At 39.1% G+C, this 18048-nt stretch carries 20 protein-coding genes and 1 tRNA gene; 18 read left to right on the top strand and 3 right to left on the bottom strand.

Annotated elements, in window-relative coordinates; translation table 11 throughout:
* Nucleotides 1-20 precede the first annotated feature (20 nt).
* The 6 genes from pflA (at nucleotide 21) to N8L90_RS04060 (ending at nucleotide 5160) form a co-directional block, all read left to right on the top strand.
* Complete coding sequence (gene pflA / locus N8L90_RS04085; RefSeq protein WP_261024284.1) at nucleotides 21-815, top strand: pyruvate formate-lyase-activating protein; 795 nt, start codon at nucleotides 21-23, stop codon at nucleotides 813-815.
* A 320-nt stretch (nucleotides 816-1135) separates the two neighbouring features.
* A complete protein-coding gene (locus tag N8L90_RS04080) occupies nucleotides 1136-1846 on the top strand; it encodes an ABC transporter ATP-binding protein (protein WP_261024282.1) in 711 nt (236 codons plus the stop codon).
* Nucleotide 1847: 1 nt separating this feature from the next.
* Nucleotides 1848-2633 (top strand): ABC transporter permease, encoded by a 786-nt coding sequence (locus tag N8L90_RS04075; protein WP_261024280.1) that lies wholly within the window; start codon nucleotides 1848-1850, stop codon nucleotides 2631-2633.
* Between the two features lies 1 nt (nucleotide 2634).
* Nucleotides 2635-3354 carry an ABC transporter permease gene (locus tag N8L90_RS04070; protein WP_261024278.1) on the top strand — a complete coding sequence of 240 codons (720 nt, stop codon included), beginning with the start codon at nucleotides 2635-2637 and terminating at the stop codon, nucleotides 3352-3354.
* Nucleotides 3355-3415: 61 nt separating this feature from the next.
* Nucleotides 3416-4102, top strand: a complete 687-nt coding sequence (locus N8L90_RS04065) for a response regulator transcription factor (protein ID WP_060806081.1) — start codon at nucleotides 3416-3418, stop codon at nucleotides 4100-4102.
* Nucleotides 4072-5160 carry a sensor histidine kinase gene (locus tag N8L90_RS04060; RefSeq protein ID WP_261024276.1) on the top strand — a complete coding sequence of 363 codons (1089 nt, stop codon included), beginning with the start codon at nucleotides 4072-4074 and terminating at the stop codon, nucleotides 5158-5160. Before N8L90_RS04065 ends, N8L90_RS04060 begins: the two co-directional genes overlap by 31 nt.
* A gap of 176 nt (nucleotides 5161-5336) precedes the next feature.
* On the opposite strand, the gene yidC is transcribed toward N8L90_RS04060, so the two are convergent.
* Both yidC and N8L90_RS04050 read right to left on the bottom strand, forming a co-directional pair.
* Nucleotides 5337-6263 carry a membrane protein insertase YidC gene (gene yidC, locus N8L90_RS04055; protein WP_261024274.1) on the bottom strand — a complete coding sequence of 309 codons (927 nt, stop codon included), beginning with the start codon at nucleotides 6261-6263 and terminating at the stop codon, nucleotides 5337-5339.
* 77 nt (nucleotides 6264-6340) lie between these two features.
* Complete coding sequence (locus N8L90_RS04050; RefSeq protein WP_001174616.1) at nucleotides 6341-6619, bottom strand: acylphosphatase; 279 nt, start codon at nucleotides 6617-6619, stop codon at nucleotides 6341-6343.
* A gap of 33 nt (nucleotides 6620-6652) precedes the next feature.
* Here N8L90_RS04050 and N8L90_RS04045 point away from each other — a divergent pair, with 33 nt between their 5' ends.
* The 11 genes from N8L90_RS04045 to N8L90_RS03995 all read left to right on the top strand — a co-directional run bounded on the left by N8L90_RS04045 (nucleotide 6653) and on the right by N8L90_RS03995 (nucleotide 15574).
* The gene (locus tag N8L90_RS04045; RefSeq protein WP_261024268.1) at nucleotides 6653-7393 is read left to right on the top strand and encodes a TrmH family RNA methyltransferase; all 741 of its coding nucleotides are present in this window, start codon (nucleotides 6653-6655) and stop codon (nucleotides 7391-7393) included.
* Between the two features lie 54 nt (nucleotides 7394-7447).
* Nucleotides 7448-8131 carry a Bax inhibitor-1/YccA family protein gene (locus tag N8L90_RS04040; RefSeq protein ID WP_261024267.1) on the top strand — a complete coding sequence of 228 codons (684 nt, stop codon included), beginning with the start codon at nucleotides 7448-7450 and terminating at the stop codon, nucleotides 8129-8131.
* A gap of 111 nt (nucleotides 8132-8242) precedes the next feature.
* Nucleotides 8243-9235 (top strand): aspartate--ammonia ligase, encoded by a 993-nt coding sequence (gene asnA, locus N8L90_RS04035; RefSeq protein ID WP_261024266.1) that lies wholly within the window; start codon nucleotides 8243-8245, stop codon nucleotides 9233-9235.
* Between the two features lie 64 nt (nucleotides 9236-9299).
* Entirely contained in the window at nucleotides 9300-9839 is a 540-nt protein-coding gene (rsmD, locus tag N8L90_RS04030; RefSeq protein WP_000706953.1) for a 16S rRNA (guanine(966)-N(2))-methyltransferase RsmD, read from the top strand.
* A complete protein-coding gene (gene coaD / locus N8L90_RS04025) occupies nucleotides 9829-10317 on the top strand; it encodes a pantetheine-phosphate adenylyltransferase (protein ID WP_261024264.1) in 489 nt (162 codons plus the stop codon). Before rsmD ends, coaD begins: the two co-directional genes overlap by 11 nt.
* Nucleotides 10301-11338 carry a SepM family pheromone-processing serine protease gene (locus N8L90_RS04020; RefSeq protein ID WP_261024263.1) on the top strand — a complete coding sequence of 346 codons (1038 nt, stop codon included), beginning with the start codon at nucleotides 10301-10303 and terminating at the stop codon, nucleotides 11336-11338. Before coaD ends, N8L90_RS04020 begins: the two co-directional genes overlap by 17 nt.
* A 56-nt stretch (nucleotides 11339-11394) precedes the next feature.
* On the top strand, nucleotides 11395-11625 hold the full coding sequence (locus tag N8L90_RS04015; RefSeq protein ID WP_023943444.1) for a DUF1146 family protein: 231 nt from the start codon (nucleotides 11395-11397) through the stop codon (nucleotides 11623-11625).
* A 23-nt stretch (nucleotides 11626-11648) separates the two neighbouring features.
* Complete coding sequence (gene murA, locus N8L90_RS04010) at nucleotides 11649-12932, top strand: UDP-N-acetylglucosamine 1-carboxyvinyltransferase (protein ID WP_084927001.1); 1284 nt, start codon at nucleotides 11649-11651, stop codon at nucleotides 12930-12932.
* Nucleotides 12925-13113, top strand: coding sequence for a DNA-directed RNA polymerase subunit beta (locus N8L90_RS04005; protein WP_025170734.1), 189 nt, complete (start codon nucleotides 12925-12927; stop codon nucleotides 13111-13113). Before murA ends, N8L90_RS04005 begins: the two co-directional genes overlap by 8 nt.
* 37 nt (nucleotides 13114-13150) lie before the next feature.
* The gene (endA, locus tag N8L90_RS04000; protein WP_261024261.1) at nucleotides 13151-13975 is read left to right on the top strand and encodes a DNA-entry nuclease EndA; all 825 of its coding nucleotides are present in this window, start codon (nucleotides 13151-13153) and stop codon (nucleotides 13973-13975) included.
* A 267-nt stretch (nucleotides 13976-14242) separates the two neighbouring features.
* Nucleotides 14243-15574 (top strand): hemolysin family protein, encoded by a 1332-nt coding sequence (locus N8L90_RS03995; protein WP_261024260.1) that lies wholly within the window; start codon nucleotides 14243-14245, stop codon nucleotides 15572-15574.
* A gap of 195 nt (nucleotides 15575-15769) precedes the next feature.
* On the opposite strand, the gene N8L90_RS03990 is transcribed toward N8L90_RS03995, so the two are convergent.
* Nucleotides 15770-15840 (bottom strand) — tRNA-Cys (locus tag N8L90_RS03990).
* Between the two features lie 167 nt (nucleotides 15841-16007).
* Between N8L90_RS03990 and N8L90_RS03985 the strand changes: the two genes are divergently transcribed.
* Nucleotides 16008-17996 (top strand): peptide ABC transporter substrate-binding protein, encoded by a 1989-nt coding sequence (locus N8L90_RS03985; RefSeq protein WP_261024259.1) that lies wholly within the window; start codon nucleotides 16008-16010, stop codon nucleotides 17994-17996.
* Nucleotides 17997-18048 lie beyond the last annotated feature (52 nt).

Raw genomic sequence — 18048 nt, 5'->3', positions numbered from 1 at the left:
TTTTCAAGGAAGGTAACGATATGTCTGAAGAAACAATTGATTATGGACAAGTGACAGGAATGGTGCATTCGACAGAAAGTTTTGGGGCGGTAGATGGCCCTGGTATTCGCTTTATTGTCTTTTTGCAGGGCTGTCACATGCGTTGCCAGTATTGCCACAACCCAGACACTTGGGCTATGGAGTCCAATAAGTCACGTGAACGGACGGTAGATGATGTCTTGACAGAGGCCTTGCGCTACCGCGGTTTCTGGGGAAATAAGGGTGGGATTACAGTCAGTGGAGGAGAAGCCCTCTTGCAGATTGATTTCCTGATTGCCCTCTTCACTAAGGCTAAGGAACAAGGAATCCACTGTACCTTGGATACCTGTGCGTTGCCTTTCCGTAATAAACCACGTTACCTTGAGAAGTTTGACAAACTCATGGCTGTCACTGACTTGGTCCTCTTGGATATCAAGGAAATCAACGAACAACAGCACAAGATTGTAACTAGCCAAACCAATAAAAATATCTTGGCCTGTGCCCAGTATCTATCAGATATTGGAAAACCTGTCTGGATTCGCCACGTGCTAGTTCCAGGATTGACAGATAGAGATGATGACTTGATTGAACTTGGTAAGTTCGTCAAGACCCTTAAAAATGTTGATAAGTTTGAAATTCTGCCTTATCACACTATGGGTGAGTTCAAATGGCGTGAATTGGGAATTCCTTATTCACTCGAAGGGGTTAAACCACCAACAGCAGATCGCGTCAAGAACGCTAAAAAACTCATGGATACCGAAAGTTATCAAGACTATATGAAACGTGTACATGGATAAAAAAGAAGCCTGATGGAAACATCGGGCTTTTAAGTTTATACAAATATATATAATTAAATAAAACAAAATTTTATACTCTTCGAAAATCTCTTCAAACCACGTCAGCGTCGCCTTACCGTAGGTATGGTTACTGACTTCGTCAGTTCTATCCACAACCTCAAAACACTGTTTTGAGCAGCTTGCGGCTAGCTTCCTAGTTTGCTCTTTGATTTTCATTGACTATAAATCTTTTTTACTCTCTAAATTCTGAAAAAAATCCGAAAAAGAATGTGTAAGATATAGTTACTTTTAGAAATATTAAATAGAATAGGAGAACATCTATGGAACAAAGTATTGCCATTAAAAATTTATGTAAGTCATATGGGCAAACTCAAATTTTAAAAGATATTTCCTTTGAAGCAAAAGCAGGTAGAGTGACTGCTTTCCTAGGTCCAAATGGAGCTGGAAAAAGTTCAACCTTACGTATTTTATTAGGATTAGACAAAGCAACATCTGGTCTTACTAAAATTGGAGATCAAACTTATAAGGAATTAAAATTTCCTCTAAAAACTGTAGGAGCTTCATTTGACAGTGTAGGTGCTCCTGATGATCGGACTGTTTATCAACATTTGAAAATTGTTGCTGCTAGTAATGGGATATCCAGTCAGCGAATTGAGCAAGTCTTGGATATGGTGGATATTAGTCATAAGAAAAAATCTAAAATTGGGAAATTATCATTAGGAGAAGGACAACGCTTGGGAATTGCAACAGCTCTATTAGGAAATCCTCAATATCTGATATTGGATGAACCGACTAATGGGTTGGATCCAAGAGGAATTCGGTGGTTTAGAGAATTTATAAAAAAACAAGCTCAAGAAGGGAAGACAGTCTTGCTATCATCTCATATATTATCGGAAGTGGAAGCAGTAACAGATGATGTAGTTATCATAAATAAAGGAAAAGTTCTTATAAAAGGGACTTTACCAGAAGTGATGAAAAATCTTTCTTCACTAGAAGAAGTCTTCTTTAGTTTAACAGAAGGAGGAAAGTGACATGGCACTTATTTACTCTCTTCATTCTGAAATATTGAAATTACTTTATAAGAGAGCTACTCATGTTGTACTATTCTTGATACTGATATTTCAAACGTTTTTAGCAAATATTGGTGCTTCTCAAATTGTTTCAGTTGGTATCCATGCTACACCAGAGACAAATCCAGAATTAGCAGAAGCTATACCTCCTATTGAATTTTTAGGTTTTGATGTCACTTTATTTGGTGTTTTTATTATGATTATCCTAGGCTCAATTTACGGAGCCGAGGAGTATAGATACTCTGCTATTCGTACAAGCCTCCTCTCTATTACAAATCGAAGTTCTTTCTTAGTTTCAAAAACATTAGTTTGGCTTGTGTTTTCATTTTTCATTTCCTTTCTATCGATATTCCTTACGATTAACATGATACATTATGTTTTAGGACAAGATGGCTTATTACTTTTTTCACTAAATGGGACAGTTTGGTTCTATATATTTTTAGCCAGTATAGCTTGGACCTTGTTGGGACTGCTGGCCTATATTATGGCTTTGACATTTAAAACAGCCATTGTTCCTCTATTATTTTTGCTTCCTCAAGTCTACAATTTAGGAACATTTTTAGCAAACTATATATCGGTTGCAAAATTTCTTCCAGTTGCATTGGGTCAAGGATTGATTGCTATATCTCCTCAAATTTTAGAACATAATAGTTTACAAAATATTTTACTTTTACTTTGTTGGAACTTCTCATTCTTGGCTTTAGCAATTTACCGCTTACTCAAGTCAGATATCGGAGGAGGTGAATAAGTTGAAAGAACAACTTAAAAGTGAGTATCTCAAGTTTATGATGAATCCTTGGCACTGGTTGATTATAGGTGCTCTATTACTGTGTGTTCCGGCGATGGTTGTTTTTTTAAATAGTAAGCCAGACCAGTTGACCCTACAGTTTGTTTTGGAACAGCTACTGCAAAGTCTCTATTTAGGACAGGCAGGTTTCGTTAGTCTAGCGGTTCTATTTATAGGTCAAGAATTTACAGGTTCTAGCCTTCGTACCAGTTTTCTTACCTGTCCAAACCGTTTGAAATTTATAATATCTAAACTAGCTATTCTATTATGTATGGAAATTGTCCTATTGGTTGCTGTAATATCATTATGCATACTAATCGCGCAAGGATACTACAATATCAATCTTTTGAGTAATATTAAACATGTTCTAACAATTCTATTTCCAGCTTGTATTTCTATTCTAACCTTCTCTCTTTTAAGTGGTATTTTTGTATTTATTTCCCAGTCTTTTATCTTAATTTTGGGAATCAGTTTATCCCTTTTATTGGGGTTGGGACAAATGTTACTACAATTCAGTTCTTTTTTTAGAAATTTACCATTACTAGCTAGTATGAATTGTTTTTATACCCATCCCTTGTCGCTTTATTATCCAGTGTGGCAAGGCTTAGGGATACAAATAGTTTGGTTATTAATTGTTTTTCTATTTGCTACATTGATACTTATAGGAAAAAATGTACGCTAAAGACAGGGGATATCCTGTCTTTTTCTCAGTTAGTGCTATAATATATTCAGGAGGGTGAGTTATGGCTTATAAAATTTTGGTTGTAGATGATGATCTTGCTATTCTTCGCCTAATAAAAAAAGTACTAGAATATGAAAAATATGAAGTAGTCATACGAAATAAGATAGAAGAGATTGATCTTTGTGATTTTACAGGCTTTGACTTGATTCTATTAGATATTATGATGCCTGTTAGTGGTTTAGAGATCTGTCAGATGATTCGCGAACAGATAACTGTTCCTATCTGTTTTATAACTGCTAAGGATATGGATGAAGATTTAGTAGCTGGAATTAATGCAGGTGCTGATGATTATATTATGAAGCCCTTTAGTATGCAAGAACTTTTAGCACGTGTTAAAATGCACTTGCGTCGTGAAGAACGGAATAAAGGAAATGTTCATCAAATAAAGATTGGGAAGCTTATACTATATACGGATAGTAAGGAACTATTTGTAAACGATGATAAGATTGCTCTGACAAGGAGGGAATTTGACATAGTGAATCTTTTGGCAAGCACCCCAAGTAAAATATATTCTATTGAGGAAATTTATAATTATCTATATCCACAAAGTTCAGAAGCTCTTTTACGTTCGGTTTCAGAGTACATTTATCAAATTCGTCAAAAGCTGAAACCTTATCAATTAAATCCAATTAAAACCTTGTACGGTGGAGGATATCAATGGGTAGAATCAAAAGTTTTAGACAATTAATTCGAGAAACCTGTTGGAGAATTATTTGGCAGTTTAGTCTTGGCTTACTAATGGCCTATCTTATTCCCTTAGCTTCAGTATCTATACAAATAAATGAAGATGGGAAACCTTTAAACAATAGTGGTGTTCTATCAATCTTTTTTAATGTGTCATCATGGATATATATTTGTGTTTTATTGATTATTCTAATAAGTTATCACATTGGAAAATTGTTGAAAAAACTGAGTTATGAAATGACTTTGATTTATGAAAATAGTATGTGGTTGGAGAGGGAATGTACAGAAAGTTTAACGGTTAAAGAATTTCGTGAGACAGGAAATCGGATTATTGTGATGCAAGATAGAATTCGACAATTAATAGTTGATGAGAAACAGCAGAAAGAAGATTTGATGTTTCAGGTTTCAGCAGCTTCTCATGATTTAAAAACTCCCTTAACCATTATTAGGGGAAATGTGGAATTTTTGCAGACGATAACTGAAAACGACCAATCTCAAGAATGCTTAGCAGATATAGAAAGAGCTAGTCAACAGTTACTAGATTATTTCAATCAATTGATTCACTATTCTAAAACCTATTATGATGATGAGACAGGTTGGACGGAGTATTCCTCTTCAGATTTTATCAATGAATTAGAGAAAGAAGTCTCTTTTTTGATAAAAAATCAGATGAAGTTTTCTTTTGAACAAAATGTGAAAGGAACTGAAAACTATTATATAAATCCATCTCTTCTGATTCGTGCAATACAAAATATTTTAACAAATGCTTTGGAGTATGCAGATAAACAGAATCCTAAAATTAAAATTAGGGTAGAGCAAGAGGCGAAAGAATTGAAAATAGGCATATGGAATAATGGCTCTGAATTTCCAGAGGAAGTTTTAACTCATTTTGGGAAGCTCTTTTATCGTATGGATAAAGCTAGATCGGTTAAAGAGCAACATTATGGTATTGGACTTAGTTTTGTATGTAGAGTTGCAAAACTACACAAAGGCCGAGTTGAGCTTAGAAATAGAGACGAGGGAGCAGAAGTTTTAATAACTGTGAATTGTATTAAATCATAGTGAGTTACTTGTTAATTTATGATTGAATCGTTTTTATATGTGAGCTTTTAAACTATTTAACGTTTTCGACTAGTATAAGATGTAACGGTAGATAATAAAAACGAATGATGATATCTAGTTGACGAAAACTATTTATCATTCATTCGTTTTTTAATTATTGGATAATTTACGTAGCTTTATCTCGAACGTTGTTTTCCAGCGTTGCGATTTTTGTGTTTTTTCTTGCTTGTGATAGCAGTTGGTTGTTCAGGAGTAACGTCTTTTCGTCCACTTGGTTTAGAGAAAGCACTTGCTTTTGGTGGATTCTTAGCCAATTCTTCACGGACTTTTTTGCGAAGTTTTGGACGAACGATATAGTTGACGATAAACTGTTGGAGAATCATCATGAAACCACCGACAACCCAGTAAAGTGTGACACTGGCTGGTGAAATGAGGGAGAAGACAACAATCGTGATTGGGCTCACGTAAGCCATTTTCTTGATTTGTTCTCTTTGCGTTTCGTCTTCTACTCCGTGAAGTGAGAGGAGTGATTGAAGATAGTAAAGGACACCTGCGCAGGCAACCAAAATCATACTTGGAGAACCTAGAGGAATGCCTAGGTAGCTTGCTTGAGCAACCCCTTCAGTATGTTGGGCAGCAAAGTAAATTGCAGAGAAGAAAGGCATTTGAAGGAGGATAGGGAAACATCCTACACCACCAAACATGCTGATGCCGTGTTCTTTTTGAGCGGCAAAGAGAGCTTGTTGGGCTTCGAGTTTTTCTTCTTGAGTTGTTGCTTCCTTGAGACGTGTTTGGTGTGGCTCAAGGACGTGCTTGAGGGCGTTCATCTTTTCAGAGTGAAGCGTTGCCTTCCATGATTGGTAGATACCAAGTGGCAAGATAATCAAGCGCACGATAATGGTTACGATAATGATAGCCATACCAAAGCCTAGACCTTGATCGGTAGCGAAGTACTTGATAGCTTCAGCCATAGGCGCTCCGAAAGTATTCCAAATAAATCCTGTTGGCTCTCCTGTTGCTTTATCGACGCTAACACAGCCAGTCAAGACAAGCAACATAGCCACTCCCATAGCCGAGAGTGCAAAACGTTTAATAGATTTCACTGTTTTTATTCCTTCTTAAAAAATTATACCTTTCTATTCTACTGTTTTTTTACAAAATATACAATAGTTCTAGAGACCTAATTTGCGATTTTAAAGTCAGGGTAGGGAGGAAAGTTGCTCAGTTTGACATCTAAGTAACTGACTTTTGAAAAAGGTGTGGGTCCTTTTCGGATTTCTTGGATAAATTTTGCCATGGTAGCAGATGAGTCTGCTTGGGCTAAGATTTCCACTGTGCCATCGTCGTTATTCCATACCCGACCTGTGATGCCACCAATTTCAAGTGCCAGGCTGTAAACACCCCAACGAAAGCCGACTCCTTGCACCCTACCTTGGGCAATCATTCTAACCTTTTGCATACCAAACCCCTTTGATTGTGTTATAATATTTCTATGACTATTATAACCTCAAAAGCCAATTCTGTGGTAAAAAATGCCAAGAAATTACACCAAAAAAAATACCGCAAGTCTGCTTATTTGATTGAAGGCTGGCACTTGTTTGAAGAAGCTGTCCAAGCTGGAGTGACGATTGAGAAAATCTTTGCCCTAGAAAGTTATCGAGATCAGTTAGCTGCCTTTCCGCAAACTGTCTGGGTTTCAGAGGATATTTTGCTAGATTTGGCGGATTCTCAGACTCCACAGGGAATTGTTGCGGTGGTTCAAAAAGAAGAAGTAGGACAAGTTGATTTTAGTCAGGGCAAGTTCTTGTTTTTGGAAGATGTACAAGATCCTGGTAATGTGGGAACTATCATTCGAACTGCAGATGCAGCAGGCTTTACAGGAGTGATTGTTTCAGATAAGTCGGCAGACATCTACAGTCTCAAGACCCTCCGTTCTATGCAAGGCAGTCATTTCCATCTGCCTATTTATCGGATGTCGAGCCAAGCGCTTCTCGATGAAGCTAAAGAAGCAGGTATTTCAGTGCTAGCAACCACTCTTTCCAAGGATTCTAAAGATTATCGTGACTTGCCACATTTAGATCAGTTTGTCTTGGTTATGGGAAATGAAGGTCAAGGAATTAGTCCCCTCATGGCTAAAAGTGCAGACCAGTTGGTCCATATTAGCATGAAGGGTCAGGCCGAGAGTCTGAATGTTGCCGTTGCAGCCGGTATTTTGATTTTCCATTTAAGCTAATTTTAACTTTCTTTGTTATAATCAAGGAAAGATGTTCATAGAAAAGGAGAAAAGATGAATCACACTATTATTCACGACCGCGCAGGTCTCAATCAATTTTACGCTAAGGTTTATGCCTTTGTTGGTCTGGGGATCGGATTATCCGCTTTAGTATCAGGTCTTATGTTGACGGTCTTTCAATCTCAGTTGGTTTACTTTTTGATGCAGGGACGTCTCTGGTTGACCATTGCAACCTTTGCGGAGCTAGCACTAGTCTTCGTTGCTAGTAACATGGCCTTAAAGAATAGTCCAGCGGCTCTTCCAGTATTTTTACTTTACTCAGTATTAAACGGCTTTACCCTTAGTTTTGTGGTGGCCTTCTATACTCCGGGTACAGTTTTATCTGCCTTTGTGTCGAGCGCCCTTCTCTTCTTTGTCATGGCGGCAGTTGGTATGTTCACTAAGAAAGATTTGAGTGGGATTGGTCGTGCTATGATGGCAGCCCTCATCGGTTTGCTGATTGCTATGGTAGTCAATATTTTCTTGGCTAGTGGTTTCTTTGATTATATGATTAGCGTAGCCATGGTTTTGGTCTTCTCTGGGCTGATTGCTTGGGACAACCAAAGAATTCGTCTCGCTTATGAACAATCACAAGGCCGTGTAGCGACAGGTTGGGTTGTGTCAATGGCTCTCAGTATCTATCTTGATTTTATCAATCTCTTCCTAAGTATTCTACGTATCTTTGGTCGTAATGACTAAAAGGTCTATGAAATCAGTGTTTTGAGTGACACTGATTTTTTTAAATTTTCTCTTTTCTTTTTTGGGAAATAGGTGTATAATGCTTTTAATTAAATTTTTGAGGAGTAGCCTATGAAGAAAAGTTTTATCCATCAACAAGAAGAAATTTCCTTTGTTAAAAACACTTTTACCCAGTATTTGAAAGATAAGCTAGGAGTTGTCGAAGTTCAAGGTCCTATCTTGAGCAAGGTCGGTGACGGGATGCAGGACAACTTATCTGGTGTGGAAAATCCAGTATCTGTCAAGGTTTTGCAGATTCCTGATGAAACCTATGAAGTGGTGCATTCACTTGCTAAATGGAAACGCCATACTTTGGCTCGTTTTGGTTTCGGTGAGGGAGAAGGTCTTTTTGTCCACATGAAGGCCCTTCGTCCAGACGAAGATTCGCTGGATGCAACCCACTCCGTTTATGTTGACCAGTGGGACTGGGAAAAAGTCATTCCAAATGGTAAACGTAACCTCGCTTATCTAAAAGAAACAGTTGAGAAGATTTACAAGGCTATTCGCCTTACGGAGCTAGCTGTTGAAGCCCGTTATGATATCGAGTCTGTTTTGCCAAAACAAATCACTTTTATCCATACAGAAGAGTTGGTCGAACGCTACCCAGACTTGACACCGAAAGAACGTGAAAATGCTATCTGTAAAGAATTTGGAGCCGTCTTCTTGATCGGTATCGGTGGTGAATTACCAGACGGTAAACCGCACGATGGGCGTGCACCAGACTACGATGACTGGACAAGCGAGTCTGAAAATGGCTACAAGGGTCTAAATGGCGATATTCTTGTTTGGAATGAGTCTTTAGGTGGAGCCTTTGAGTTGTCTTCTATGGGGATTCGTGTAGATGAAGAAACCCTTCGCCGTCAGGTAGAAATCACCGGTGATGAAGACCGCTTGGAATTGGAATGGCACAAGGCTTTGTTGAATGGCCTATTCCCATTGACAATCGGTGGAGGAATTGGACAATCTCGTATGGCTATGTTCCTACTTCGCAAGAAACACATCGGAGAAGTGCAAACAAGTGTTTGGCCTCAAGAAGTCCGCGATACTTACGAAAATATTTTGTAGAGAATCGAACCGCAAGGTTCGGTTTTCTTTCTCTTTTTGCCCATAATTTGGTATAATAAACGGTATGAAAATCGTATCAGGAATCTATGGGGGACGTCCCCTCAAGACACTAGAAGGAAAGACGACAAGACCTACTTCGGATAAGGTTAGGGGAGCTATTTTTAACATGATTGGTCCCTACTTTGAAGGGGGACGAGTCTTGGACCTTTATGCAGGTAGTGGTGGTTTATCTATCGAGGCAGTATCGCGTGGTATGTCCAGCGCTGTTTTGGTGGAACGAGACCGTAAGGCTCAGGCTATCGTGGCTGAAAATATCCAGATGACCAAGGAAGTTGGAAAATTTCAACTCCTTAAGATGGATGCAGAAAGGGCATTGGAACAGGTATCTGGGGAATTCGACCTCATTTTCTTAGACCCTCCTTATGCCAAGGAACAAATCGTAGCAGATATTGAAAAAATGGCTGAGAGGGAGCTTTTTTCTGAAGATGTCATGATCGTGTGTGAGACGGATAAGGCCGTTGAACTTCCAGAAGAAATTGCCTGCCTGGGCATCTGGAAGGAAAAGATTTATGGAATTAGTAAGGTGACAGTCTATGTCAGATAAAATTGGCTTATTCACAGGCTCATTTGATCCGATGACAAATGGGCATTTGGATATCATTGAACGGGCTAGCAAACTCTTTGATAAGCTCTATGTCGGTATTTTTTTTAATCCCCACAAACAAGGATTTCTCCCTATCGAAAATCGTAAACGGGGGTTAGAAACGGCTTTGAAACATTTGGAAAATGTTGAAGTCGTGTCTTCTCATGATGAATTGGTGGTTGATGTCGCAAAAAGACTGGGGGCTACTTGTCTAGTGCGGGGGTTGAGGAATGCAGCGGATTTGCAATATGAAGCCAGTTTTGATTACTACAACCATCAGCTGTCTCCTAATATAGAGACCATTTATTTACATAGTCGACCTGAACATCTCTATCTCAGTTCATCCGGTGTTAGAGAGCTTTTGAAGTTTGGTCAGGATATTGCTTGCTATGTTCCCGAGAGTATTTTGGAGGAAATAAGAAATGAAAAAAAAGATTAGATGGCCCTTATATGTCATTGCGGCCTTAATTGTGACTTTCTTGGCATTTGTAGTGCCCTTGCCCTACTATATAGAAGTTCCAGGTGGTTCGGAAGATATTCGCCAAGTCCTTAAAGTCAATGACAAAGAAGATAAGGAAGCTGGGGCCTATCAATTCGTTACGGTTGGTATCCAGCACGCTACTTTAGCCCATATGATTTATGCTTGGTTGACGCCTTTTACAGATATTCGTAGTGCTCAGGAGACTACAGGTGGATCTTCCGATGTTGAATTTATGCGGATCAATCAATTCTACATGCAAACATCGCAAAATATGGCCAAATATCAAGGGTTAAAAACAGCTGGTAAGGATATTGAACTAAAATACCTTGGGGTTTATGTTTTGACTGTGACGGATAATTCGACCTTTAAAGGGATTCTTAACATCTCTGATACGGTCACAGCAGTCAATGATCAGACCTTTGATAGTTCCAAAGATTTGATTGATTATGTCAATTCTCAAAAACTAGGGGACTCCGTCAAGGTAACTTATGAAGAGGATGGGCAAACCAAGTCTGCAGAAGGTAAGATTATCACCTTGGAAAATGGCAAAAATGGAATTGGAATCGGCTTGATTGACCGTACAGAAGTAACCAGTGATGTCCCAATTCGCTTTTCAACAGCTGGTATTGGCGGTCCAAGTGCAGGTCTCATGTTTAGTCTGGCCATCTATACCCAAATAGCTGATCCTGGCCTTCGTAATGGCCGTATCGTTGCCGGTACAGGAACCATTGACCGCGATGGGAATGTGGGGGACATTGGAGGTATTGATAAGAAAGTTGTTGCTTCGACTAGAGAAGGTGCTGCTATTTTCTTTGCCCCGGATAACCCTGTTAGCGAAGAAGAACAAAAAGCACACCCTGATGCTAAAAACAACTACCAAACAGCCCTAGAAGCTGCTAAAACAATCAAGACAGATATGAAAATCGTGCCAGTTAAAACCCTACAAGATGCAATTGATTACTTGAAAAACAATCCCTAGTTTTAAGTTAAGTTTCCAAACTAGCGCACAAACAGAGAAGATGGTATAATAGTCAAATGGTTCAATTATTATTCACTCTAAGCAGTCACATGCTCTTTATTTATGTGAGTTTTTACCTTTTAAAGAATCTTGTTAGATGGGAAAAAGTCTTAAAAGTAACAGCTGAGAACACAGGAAAAGTTCGTTTGCTAGTAGCCCTTTTCAGCATTGTCATGGGCTATATCATGAGTTCTTTCTTTATCAGCCTATATCAGTTGTGGCAAGAAGCGCTTAGAGGATTATTATAAAATCAAATGTAAAGGAAGTAAGTATGGAAAAAATTGTGGTTCAAGGTGGCGATAATCGTCTGGTAGGAAGTGTTACGATCGAAGGAGCAAAGAATGCAGTCTTACCCTTGTTGGCAGCGACTATTCTAGCAAGTGAAGGAAAGACTGTTTTGCAGAACGTTCCTATCTTGTCAGATGTTTTCACTATGAATCAGGTGGTTCGGGGTTTGAATGCCAAGGTTGATTTTAATGAAGAAGCTCATCTTGTTGAGGTGGACGCGACTGGCGATATCACTGAGGAAGCTCCTTACAAGTATGTCAGCAAGATGCGTGCATCTATCGTTGTCTTGGGACCAATTCTTGCCCGTGTAGGTCATGCTAAGGTATCCATGCCAGGTGGTTGTACGATTGGTAGCCGTCCTATTGATCTTCATTTGAAAGGTCTAGAAGCTATGGGGGCTAAGATTAGTCAGACAGCTGGTTATATCGAAGCCAAGGCTGATCGCTTACATGGAGCTCATATCTATATGGATTTCCCAAGTGTTGGTGCTACGCAGAACTTGATGATGGCAGCAACTCTAGCTGATGGTGTGACAGTGATTGAGAATGCTGCGCGTGAGCCTGAGATTGTTGACTTAGCCATTCTCCTAAATGAAATGGGAGCCAAGGTCAAAGGTGCTGGTACAGAGACCATTACTATTACCGGTGTTGAGAAACTTCATGGTACGACTCACAATGTAGTCCAAGACCGTATCGAAGCAGGAACCTTTATGGTGGCTGCTGCTATGACTGGTGGTGATGTCTTGATTAAAGACGCTGTTTGGGAGCACAACCGTCCCTTAATTGCTAAATTGCTTGAAATGGGAGTGGAAGTGACAGAGGAGACGGAAGGAATTCGAGTTCGCTCTCAACTAGAAAATCTAAAAGCTGTTCATGTGAAAACTTTGCCCCACCCAGGATTTCCAACAGATATGCAGGCTCAATTTACAGCCTTGATGACCGTCGCAAAAGGGGAATCAACTATGATAGAGACAGTTTTCGAAAATCGTTTCCAACATCTAGAAGAAATGCGCCGCATGGGCTTGCATTCTGAGATTATCCGTGATACAGCTCGTATTGTTGGTGGACAGGCTTTGCAGGGAGCAGAAGTTCTTTCAACTGACCTTCGTGCCAGTGCAGCCTTGATTTTGACAGGTTTGGTAGCACAAGGAGAAACTGTAGTTGGTAAATTGGTTCACTTGGATAGAGGTTACTACCGTTTTCATGAGAAGTTAGCGCAACTAGGTGCTAAGATTCAGCGGATTGAGGCAAGTGATGAAGATGAATAAGAAATCAAGCTATGTAATCAAGCGTTTACTTTTAGTCATTCTGGTACTGATTTTAGGCGTTCTAGCCCTAGGAATCGGTTTAATGGTCGGCTATGGAATCTTGGGCAAGGGTCAAGATCCATGGGCTATCCTGTCTCCAGCAAAATGGCAGGAATTGATTCATAAATTTACAGGAAATTAGGCTGGAAAACCAGCCTTTTTTAAAGATAAGGAGAAATATGAACAAAAAAACAAGACAGACACTGATCGGACTGCTAGTGTTATTGCTTTTGTCTGCAGGGAGCTATTATATCAAGCAGATGCAGTCGACAGCTAATAGTCCCAAAACCAAGCTTAGTCAGAAAAAACAAGCGTCTGAAGCTCCTAGTCAAGCATTGGCAGAAAGTGTCTTAACAGACGCAGTCAAAAGCCAAATAAAAGGGAGTCTGGAGTGGAATGGCTCAGGTGCTTTTATCGTCAATGGCAATAAAACGAATCTAGATGCCAAGGTTTCAAGTAAGCCCTACGCTGATAATAAAACAAAGACAGTGGGCAAGGAAACAGTGCCAACTGTAGCTAATGCCCTCTTGTCTAAGGCTACTCGTCAGTACAAGAATCGTGAAGAAACTGGGAATGGTTCGACTTCTTGGACTCCTCCAGGCTGGCATCAGGTTAAGAATCTAAAGGGTACTTATACCCATGCGGTCGATAGAGGTCACTTGTTAGGCTATGCCTTAATCGGTGGTTTGGATGGTTTTGATGCCTCGACAAGCAATCCTAAAAACATTGCTGTTCAAACAGCCTGGGCAAATCAGGCTCAAGCCGAGGATTCGACTGGTCAAAACTACTATGAAAGCATGGTACGTAAGGCCTTGGATAAAAACAAGCGTGTCCGTTACCGTGTAACTCTTTATTATGCTTCAAACGAGGATTTAGTTCCTTCAGCTTCACAGATTGAAGCCAAGTCTTCAGACGGAGAATTGGAATTCAATGTTCTAGTTCCCAATGTTCAAAAAGGGCTTCAACTGGATTACCGAACTGGAGAAGTAACTGTAACTCAGTAAAAGATAAGATAAACTCCTATGTCACTAGTGGATGTAGGAGTTCTTTCTTACTAGTTTAAGCAGGGCTACAATAGACACTAATACTCAATGAAAATCAAAATGCAAACTAGGAAGCTAGTCGCAGGTTGCTCAAAGCATAGCTTTGAGGTTGCAGATAAAGCTGACGTGGTTTGAAGAGATTTTCGAAGAGTATGAGAAAAAATAATATGTACTGGACTATATTTTGTGATATAATAGAGGGTAAGATACTATTTTAGGAGAAGAACTATGGAAGACCCAAGTAGTCAGAATTTGTTGCTACAATTTGTTTTATTGTTTATCTTGACGGTGTTAAATGCCTTTTTCTCAGCCACAGAAATGGCCATGGTTTCACTTAACCGTGCGCGGGTTGAACAAAAGGCGGAAGAAGGAGACAGACGCTACATCCGCCTGCTGAAGGTACTAGAAAATCCTAACCACTTTTTATCAACCATTCAGGTAGGAATCACCCTGATTACAATCTTATCAGGGGCGAGTTTAGCCGATACTCTAGGACGTGTGATTTCCTCTTGGCTTGGGAATGGCGAAACAGCACAAGCCGTGGCAACTTTTCTATCCTTGGCATTTTTGACCTATATTTCCATCGTTTTTGGGGAATTGTATCCTAAAAGAATCGCTCTTAATCTAAAGGATGCCTTGGCGATTCGTACAGCGCCAGTTATTATTGGGCTTGGTAAACTAGTTAGTCCCTTTGTTTGGCTCTTGTCTGCATCTACCAATCTCTTGAGTCGCTTGACTCCTATGACCTTTGACGATGCTGATGAAAAAATGACCCGTGATGAAATTGAGTACATGCTGACCAATAGTGAAGAAACACTAGATGCTGACGAAATTGAAATGTTACAAGGAATCTTTTCACTGGACGAATTAATGGCCAGAGAAGTCATGGTTCCTCGAACGGATGCCTTTATGGTCGATATTCAGGATGATAGTCAAACCATCATCCAAAGTATTTTAAAACAAAATTATTCTCGTATCCCTGTCTATGATGGAGACAAGGATAACGTGATTGGGATTATTCACACCAAGAGTCTCCTTAAGGCGGGCTTTGTGGACGGTTTTGACAATATTGTTTGGAAGAAAATCTTACAAGATCCACTTTTTGTTCCTGAAACTATTTTTGTGGATGACTTGTTAAAAGAATTGCGCAATACCCAAAGACAAATGGCAATCTTGCTGGATGAATACGGTGGGATGGCTGGTTTGGTGACACTTGAAGACCTCTTAGAGGAAATCGTTGGGGAAATCGATGACGAAACAGATAAGGCTGAAATCGAAGTTCATCAAATCGGAGAAGATACTTATATCGTTCAAGGTACCATGAATCTCAATGATTTTAATGACTACTTTGATGTCGAACTGGCAAGTGATGACGTTGATACCATCGCTGGTTATTATTTGACAGGAGTTGGGACCATTCCAACGACTGAGAAACTCAGTTATGAATTAGTCAGCCAAAACAAACAGCTTATCCTAACCAATGATAAAGTGAAAAATGGACGTGTTACCAAGGTAAAAGTCCAAATCACAGAAGTCGAAATAGAAGAAGAAACAGAGTAAATTAGAGGCTTTTGTCATCATGAGTGACAAAGCTTTTTTCAGTTGTTTTAAAAGGGAATAGTATCCTCGAAAAACTCAGCCCCAAACTTGCCCCAAAAGTTTTTTAAAGTTATACGTATTTATTCGAGGAAAAAGAAAAAAGCCCTTTAAATTGGGCTTTCTGTCTTGATAAATTCCGATAAATTCGGTATTGAAAGGCGGTAGACGGATTTGAACCGACGATCAAGCTTTTGCAGAGCCGTGCCTTACCACTTGGCTATACCGCCTTAACGTTTATTATTATACCTTGAAAATGATTTTCAGTCAATAGCTTTTTCAGATTTTTTGTGTTAATAAGCCTAAATATTCTGAAAATTCGTTTACTTTTATTGAAATATCTTAAAATATATGGTATAATCAATAATAACCTATACTTTATAAGAGGAGTAAATAAATGAAAAAAAGTCGAGTGCTTGCTGTAGCGGGAGCTACCTTATTAGCGTCAGGAGTTCTAGCTGCGTGTTCAAACACTAGTTCAAATAATGCTAAACTAGCAAAAGATTACCAATATGTTTATCAAACAGATCCAGAAACTTTGGATTATATCGTCAGTAATATCGATTCAACATCTTTCATCACAACAAATGCTGTAGATGGTTTGTTAGCTAATGATAAATATGGTAATCTAGTTCCTTCTATTGCTGAATCATGGACAGTTTCAAAAGATGGTTTGACTTATACCTATAAAATCCGTAAGGATGCTAAATGGGTAACTGCAGAGGGGGAAGAGTACGCTCCTGTCACTGCTAAAGACTTTGTTACTGGTTTGAAACACGCCGTAGATGGAAAATCAAAAGGACTTTCAATCGTTAGCTCTTCTATTAAGGGATTAGAAGCCTATATCAAGGGTGAAACAAGCGATTTTTCAACCGTTGGAGTAAAAGCGCTTGATGATCAAACACTAGAATATACCTTGAACCAGCCAGAAACTTTCTGGAATGACAAGACAACTAGTGGTGTTTTGATGCCAGTTAATGAAGAATTCTTAACTTCAAAAGGGGAAGGTTTTGGTGCCCCAACCGATGCTAACTCTATTCTTTATAACGGTCCATTTATCTTGAAGGCTGTAACTCCTAAATCATCTATCGAGATGGCTAAAAATGACGCTTACTGGGACAAAGAAAATGTAAAAATTGAGAACGTTAAGTTCACTTTCTGGGATGGTAAGGATCAAGATGTAATTGCCAAAGGTTTTTCTGATGGTCAATATAGCAAGGCTCGTATCTTCCCTACAAGTTCTACATATGAAAAATATGCGGCTGATTTCAAAGATAACATTTACTTTAATGAACCAGGAGCTGGTGTTGCAACTGTCAGCTTGAACTATGGCCGTACAACCTATAACCACACTGCCAAAACAAGTGATGCCCAAAAGACATCTACTCAGAAAGCATTGCTAAACAAGGAATTCCGTCAAGCCTTGAACTTTGCTGTCGATCGCAATTCTTACTCAGCTCAAACAAATGGTACTGATGGAGCTGCAGTAGCCATCCGTAATACGTTTGCACCTTATAATCTTCAAGTTGGTAAGAAAACATTTGGTGAATTGGTACAAGATAGCTTGGCTAAAACAAATTCTTCTACTTGGTCAAACGTGTCTCTAGCAGATTCTCAAAATGGCCTTTACAATGAAGAAAAGGCTAAAGAAGTCTTTGCTAAAGCAAAATCAAGCCTACAAGCTGAAGGTGTTGAATTCCCAATCCACTTGGATGCCTTGGTTATCCAAGAATCAACAGCGGTTGTAAACCGTGTTCAATCATTGAAACAATCAATTGAAAAAGTATTGGGTTCAGATAATGTTGTTGTAGACTTACAACAAATGACTCAAGCAGAAGCTTTACCAATTTCATTTAGCGCTCCAACAGCTAAAGAGCAAGACTGGGATATCCATACCTTGCTAGGATGGAACCCTGACTATCAAGATCCTTCTACTTTCTTGGATCAATTCGTCCTTAAGGGAGGAAGTACTCGCCTTTACCTTGGTATTGACCAAAACACAGATGCATCAGTAGTAAGCAAACTTGGTTTAGCTGACTATGGAAAATTACTTGATGACGCAAACAGCGAAAACCAAGATGTTCAAAAACGTTATGAAAAATACGCAGTAGCACAAGCTTGGTTGACTGATAATGCTTTGACAATTCCAGTAATGGCTTCTCCTAAAGAAACAGCCGTTTCATATGTTTCAAAAGTTCTACCATTTAGCTCTTCATATTCAGTAGACGGCCTTAAAGGTGAAAATTCAGGATACTTGAAGTACACTGAAGTTGGTGAAAAAGCAATCACCAAAGAAGAGTATGAAAAAGCTCGTGAAAAATGGTTGAAAGAAAAGACTGAGTCAAACGAGAAAGCTCAAAAAGAATTGGCAAGTCATGTGAAGTAAATAATTTTCAATAGAACTTTCTCTCCATGAGGAGAAGGTTCTTTTGGGATTT

It is taken from the genome of Streptococcus mitis (assembly GCF_946190115.1).
In the GTDB taxonomy this organism is placed as follows: domain Bacteria; phylum Bacillota; class Bacilli; order Lactobacillales; family Streptococcaceae; genus Streptococcus; species Streptococcus mitis_CO.
The sequence above is the reverse complement of the archived record's forward strand: the minus strand, read 5'-3'. Positions and strand labels throughout refer to the sequence as shown.

Bases quoted from the DNA above. Each gene is read 5' to 3' on its own strand.
- pflA (WP_261024284.1), top strand. From the start codon at position 21: ATGTCTGAAGAAACAATTGATTATGGACAAGTGACAGGAATGGTGCAT.
- N8L90_RS04080 (WP_261024282.1), top strand. From the start codon at position 1,136: ATGGAACAAAGTATTGCCATTAAAAATTTATGTAAGTCATATGGGCAA.
- N8L90_RS04075 (WP_261024280.1), top strand. From the start codon at position 1,848: ATGGCACTTATTTACTCTCTTCATTCTGAAATATTGAAATTACTTTAT.
- N8L90_RS04065 (WP_060806081.1), top strand. From the start codon at position 3,416: ATGGCTTATAAAATTTTGGTTGTAGATGATGATCTTGCTATTCTTCGC.
- N8L90_RS04060 (WP_261024276.1), top strand. From the start codon at position 4,072: ATGGGTAGAATCAAAAGTTTTAGACAATTAATTCGAGAAACCTGTTGG.
- N8L90_RS04050 (WP_001174616.1), bottom strand. From the start codon at position 6,619: ATGCAAAAGGTTAGAATGATTGCCCAAGGTAGGGTGCAAGGAGTCGGC.
- N8L90_RS04045 (WP_261024268.1), top strand. From the start codon at position 6,653: ATGACTATTATAACCTCAAAAGCCAATTCTGTGGTAAAAAATGCCAAG.
- N8L90_RS04040 (WP_261024267.1), top strand. From the start codon at position 7,448: ATGAATCACACTATTATTCACGACCGCGCAGGTCTCAATCAATTTTAC.
- asnA (WP_261024266.1), top strand. From the start codon at position 8,243: ATGAAGAAAAGTTTTATCCATCAACAAGAAGAAATTTCCTTTGTTAAA.
- rsmD (WP_000706953.1), top strand. From the start codon at position 9,300: ATGAAAATCGTATCAGGAATCTATGGGGGACGTCCCCTCAAGACACTA.
- coaD (WP_261024264.1), top strand. From the start codon at position 9,829: ATGTCAGATAAAATTGGCTTATTCACAGGCTCATTTGATCCGATGACA.
- N8L90_RS04020 (WP_261024263.1), top strand. From the start codon at position 10,301: ATGAAAAAAAAGATTAGATGGCCCTTATATGTCATTGCGGCCTTAATT.
- N8L90_RS04015 (WP_023943444.1), top strand. From the start codon at position 11,395: ATGGTTCAATTATTATTCACTCTAAGCAGTCACATGCTCTTTATTTAT.
- murA (WP_084927001.1), top strand. From the start codon at position 11,649: ATGGAAAAAATTGTGGTTCAAGGTGGCGATAATCGTCTGGTAGGAAGT.
- N8L90_RS04005 (WP_025170734.1), top strand. From the start codon at position 12,925: ATGAATAAGAAATCAAGCTATGTAATCAAGCGTTTACTTTTAGTCATT.
- endA (WP_261024261.1), top strand. From the start codon at position 13,151: ATGAACAAAAAAACAAGACAGACACTGATCGGACTGCTAGTGTTATTG.
- N8L90_RS03995 (WP_261024260.1), top strand. From the start codon at position 14,243: ATGGAAGACCCAAGTAGTCAGAATTTGTTGCTACAATTTGTTTTATTG.
- N8L90_RS03985 (WP_261024259.1), top strand. From the start codon at position 16,008: ATGAAAAAAAGTCGAGTGCTTGCTGTAGCGGGAGCTACCTTATTAGCG.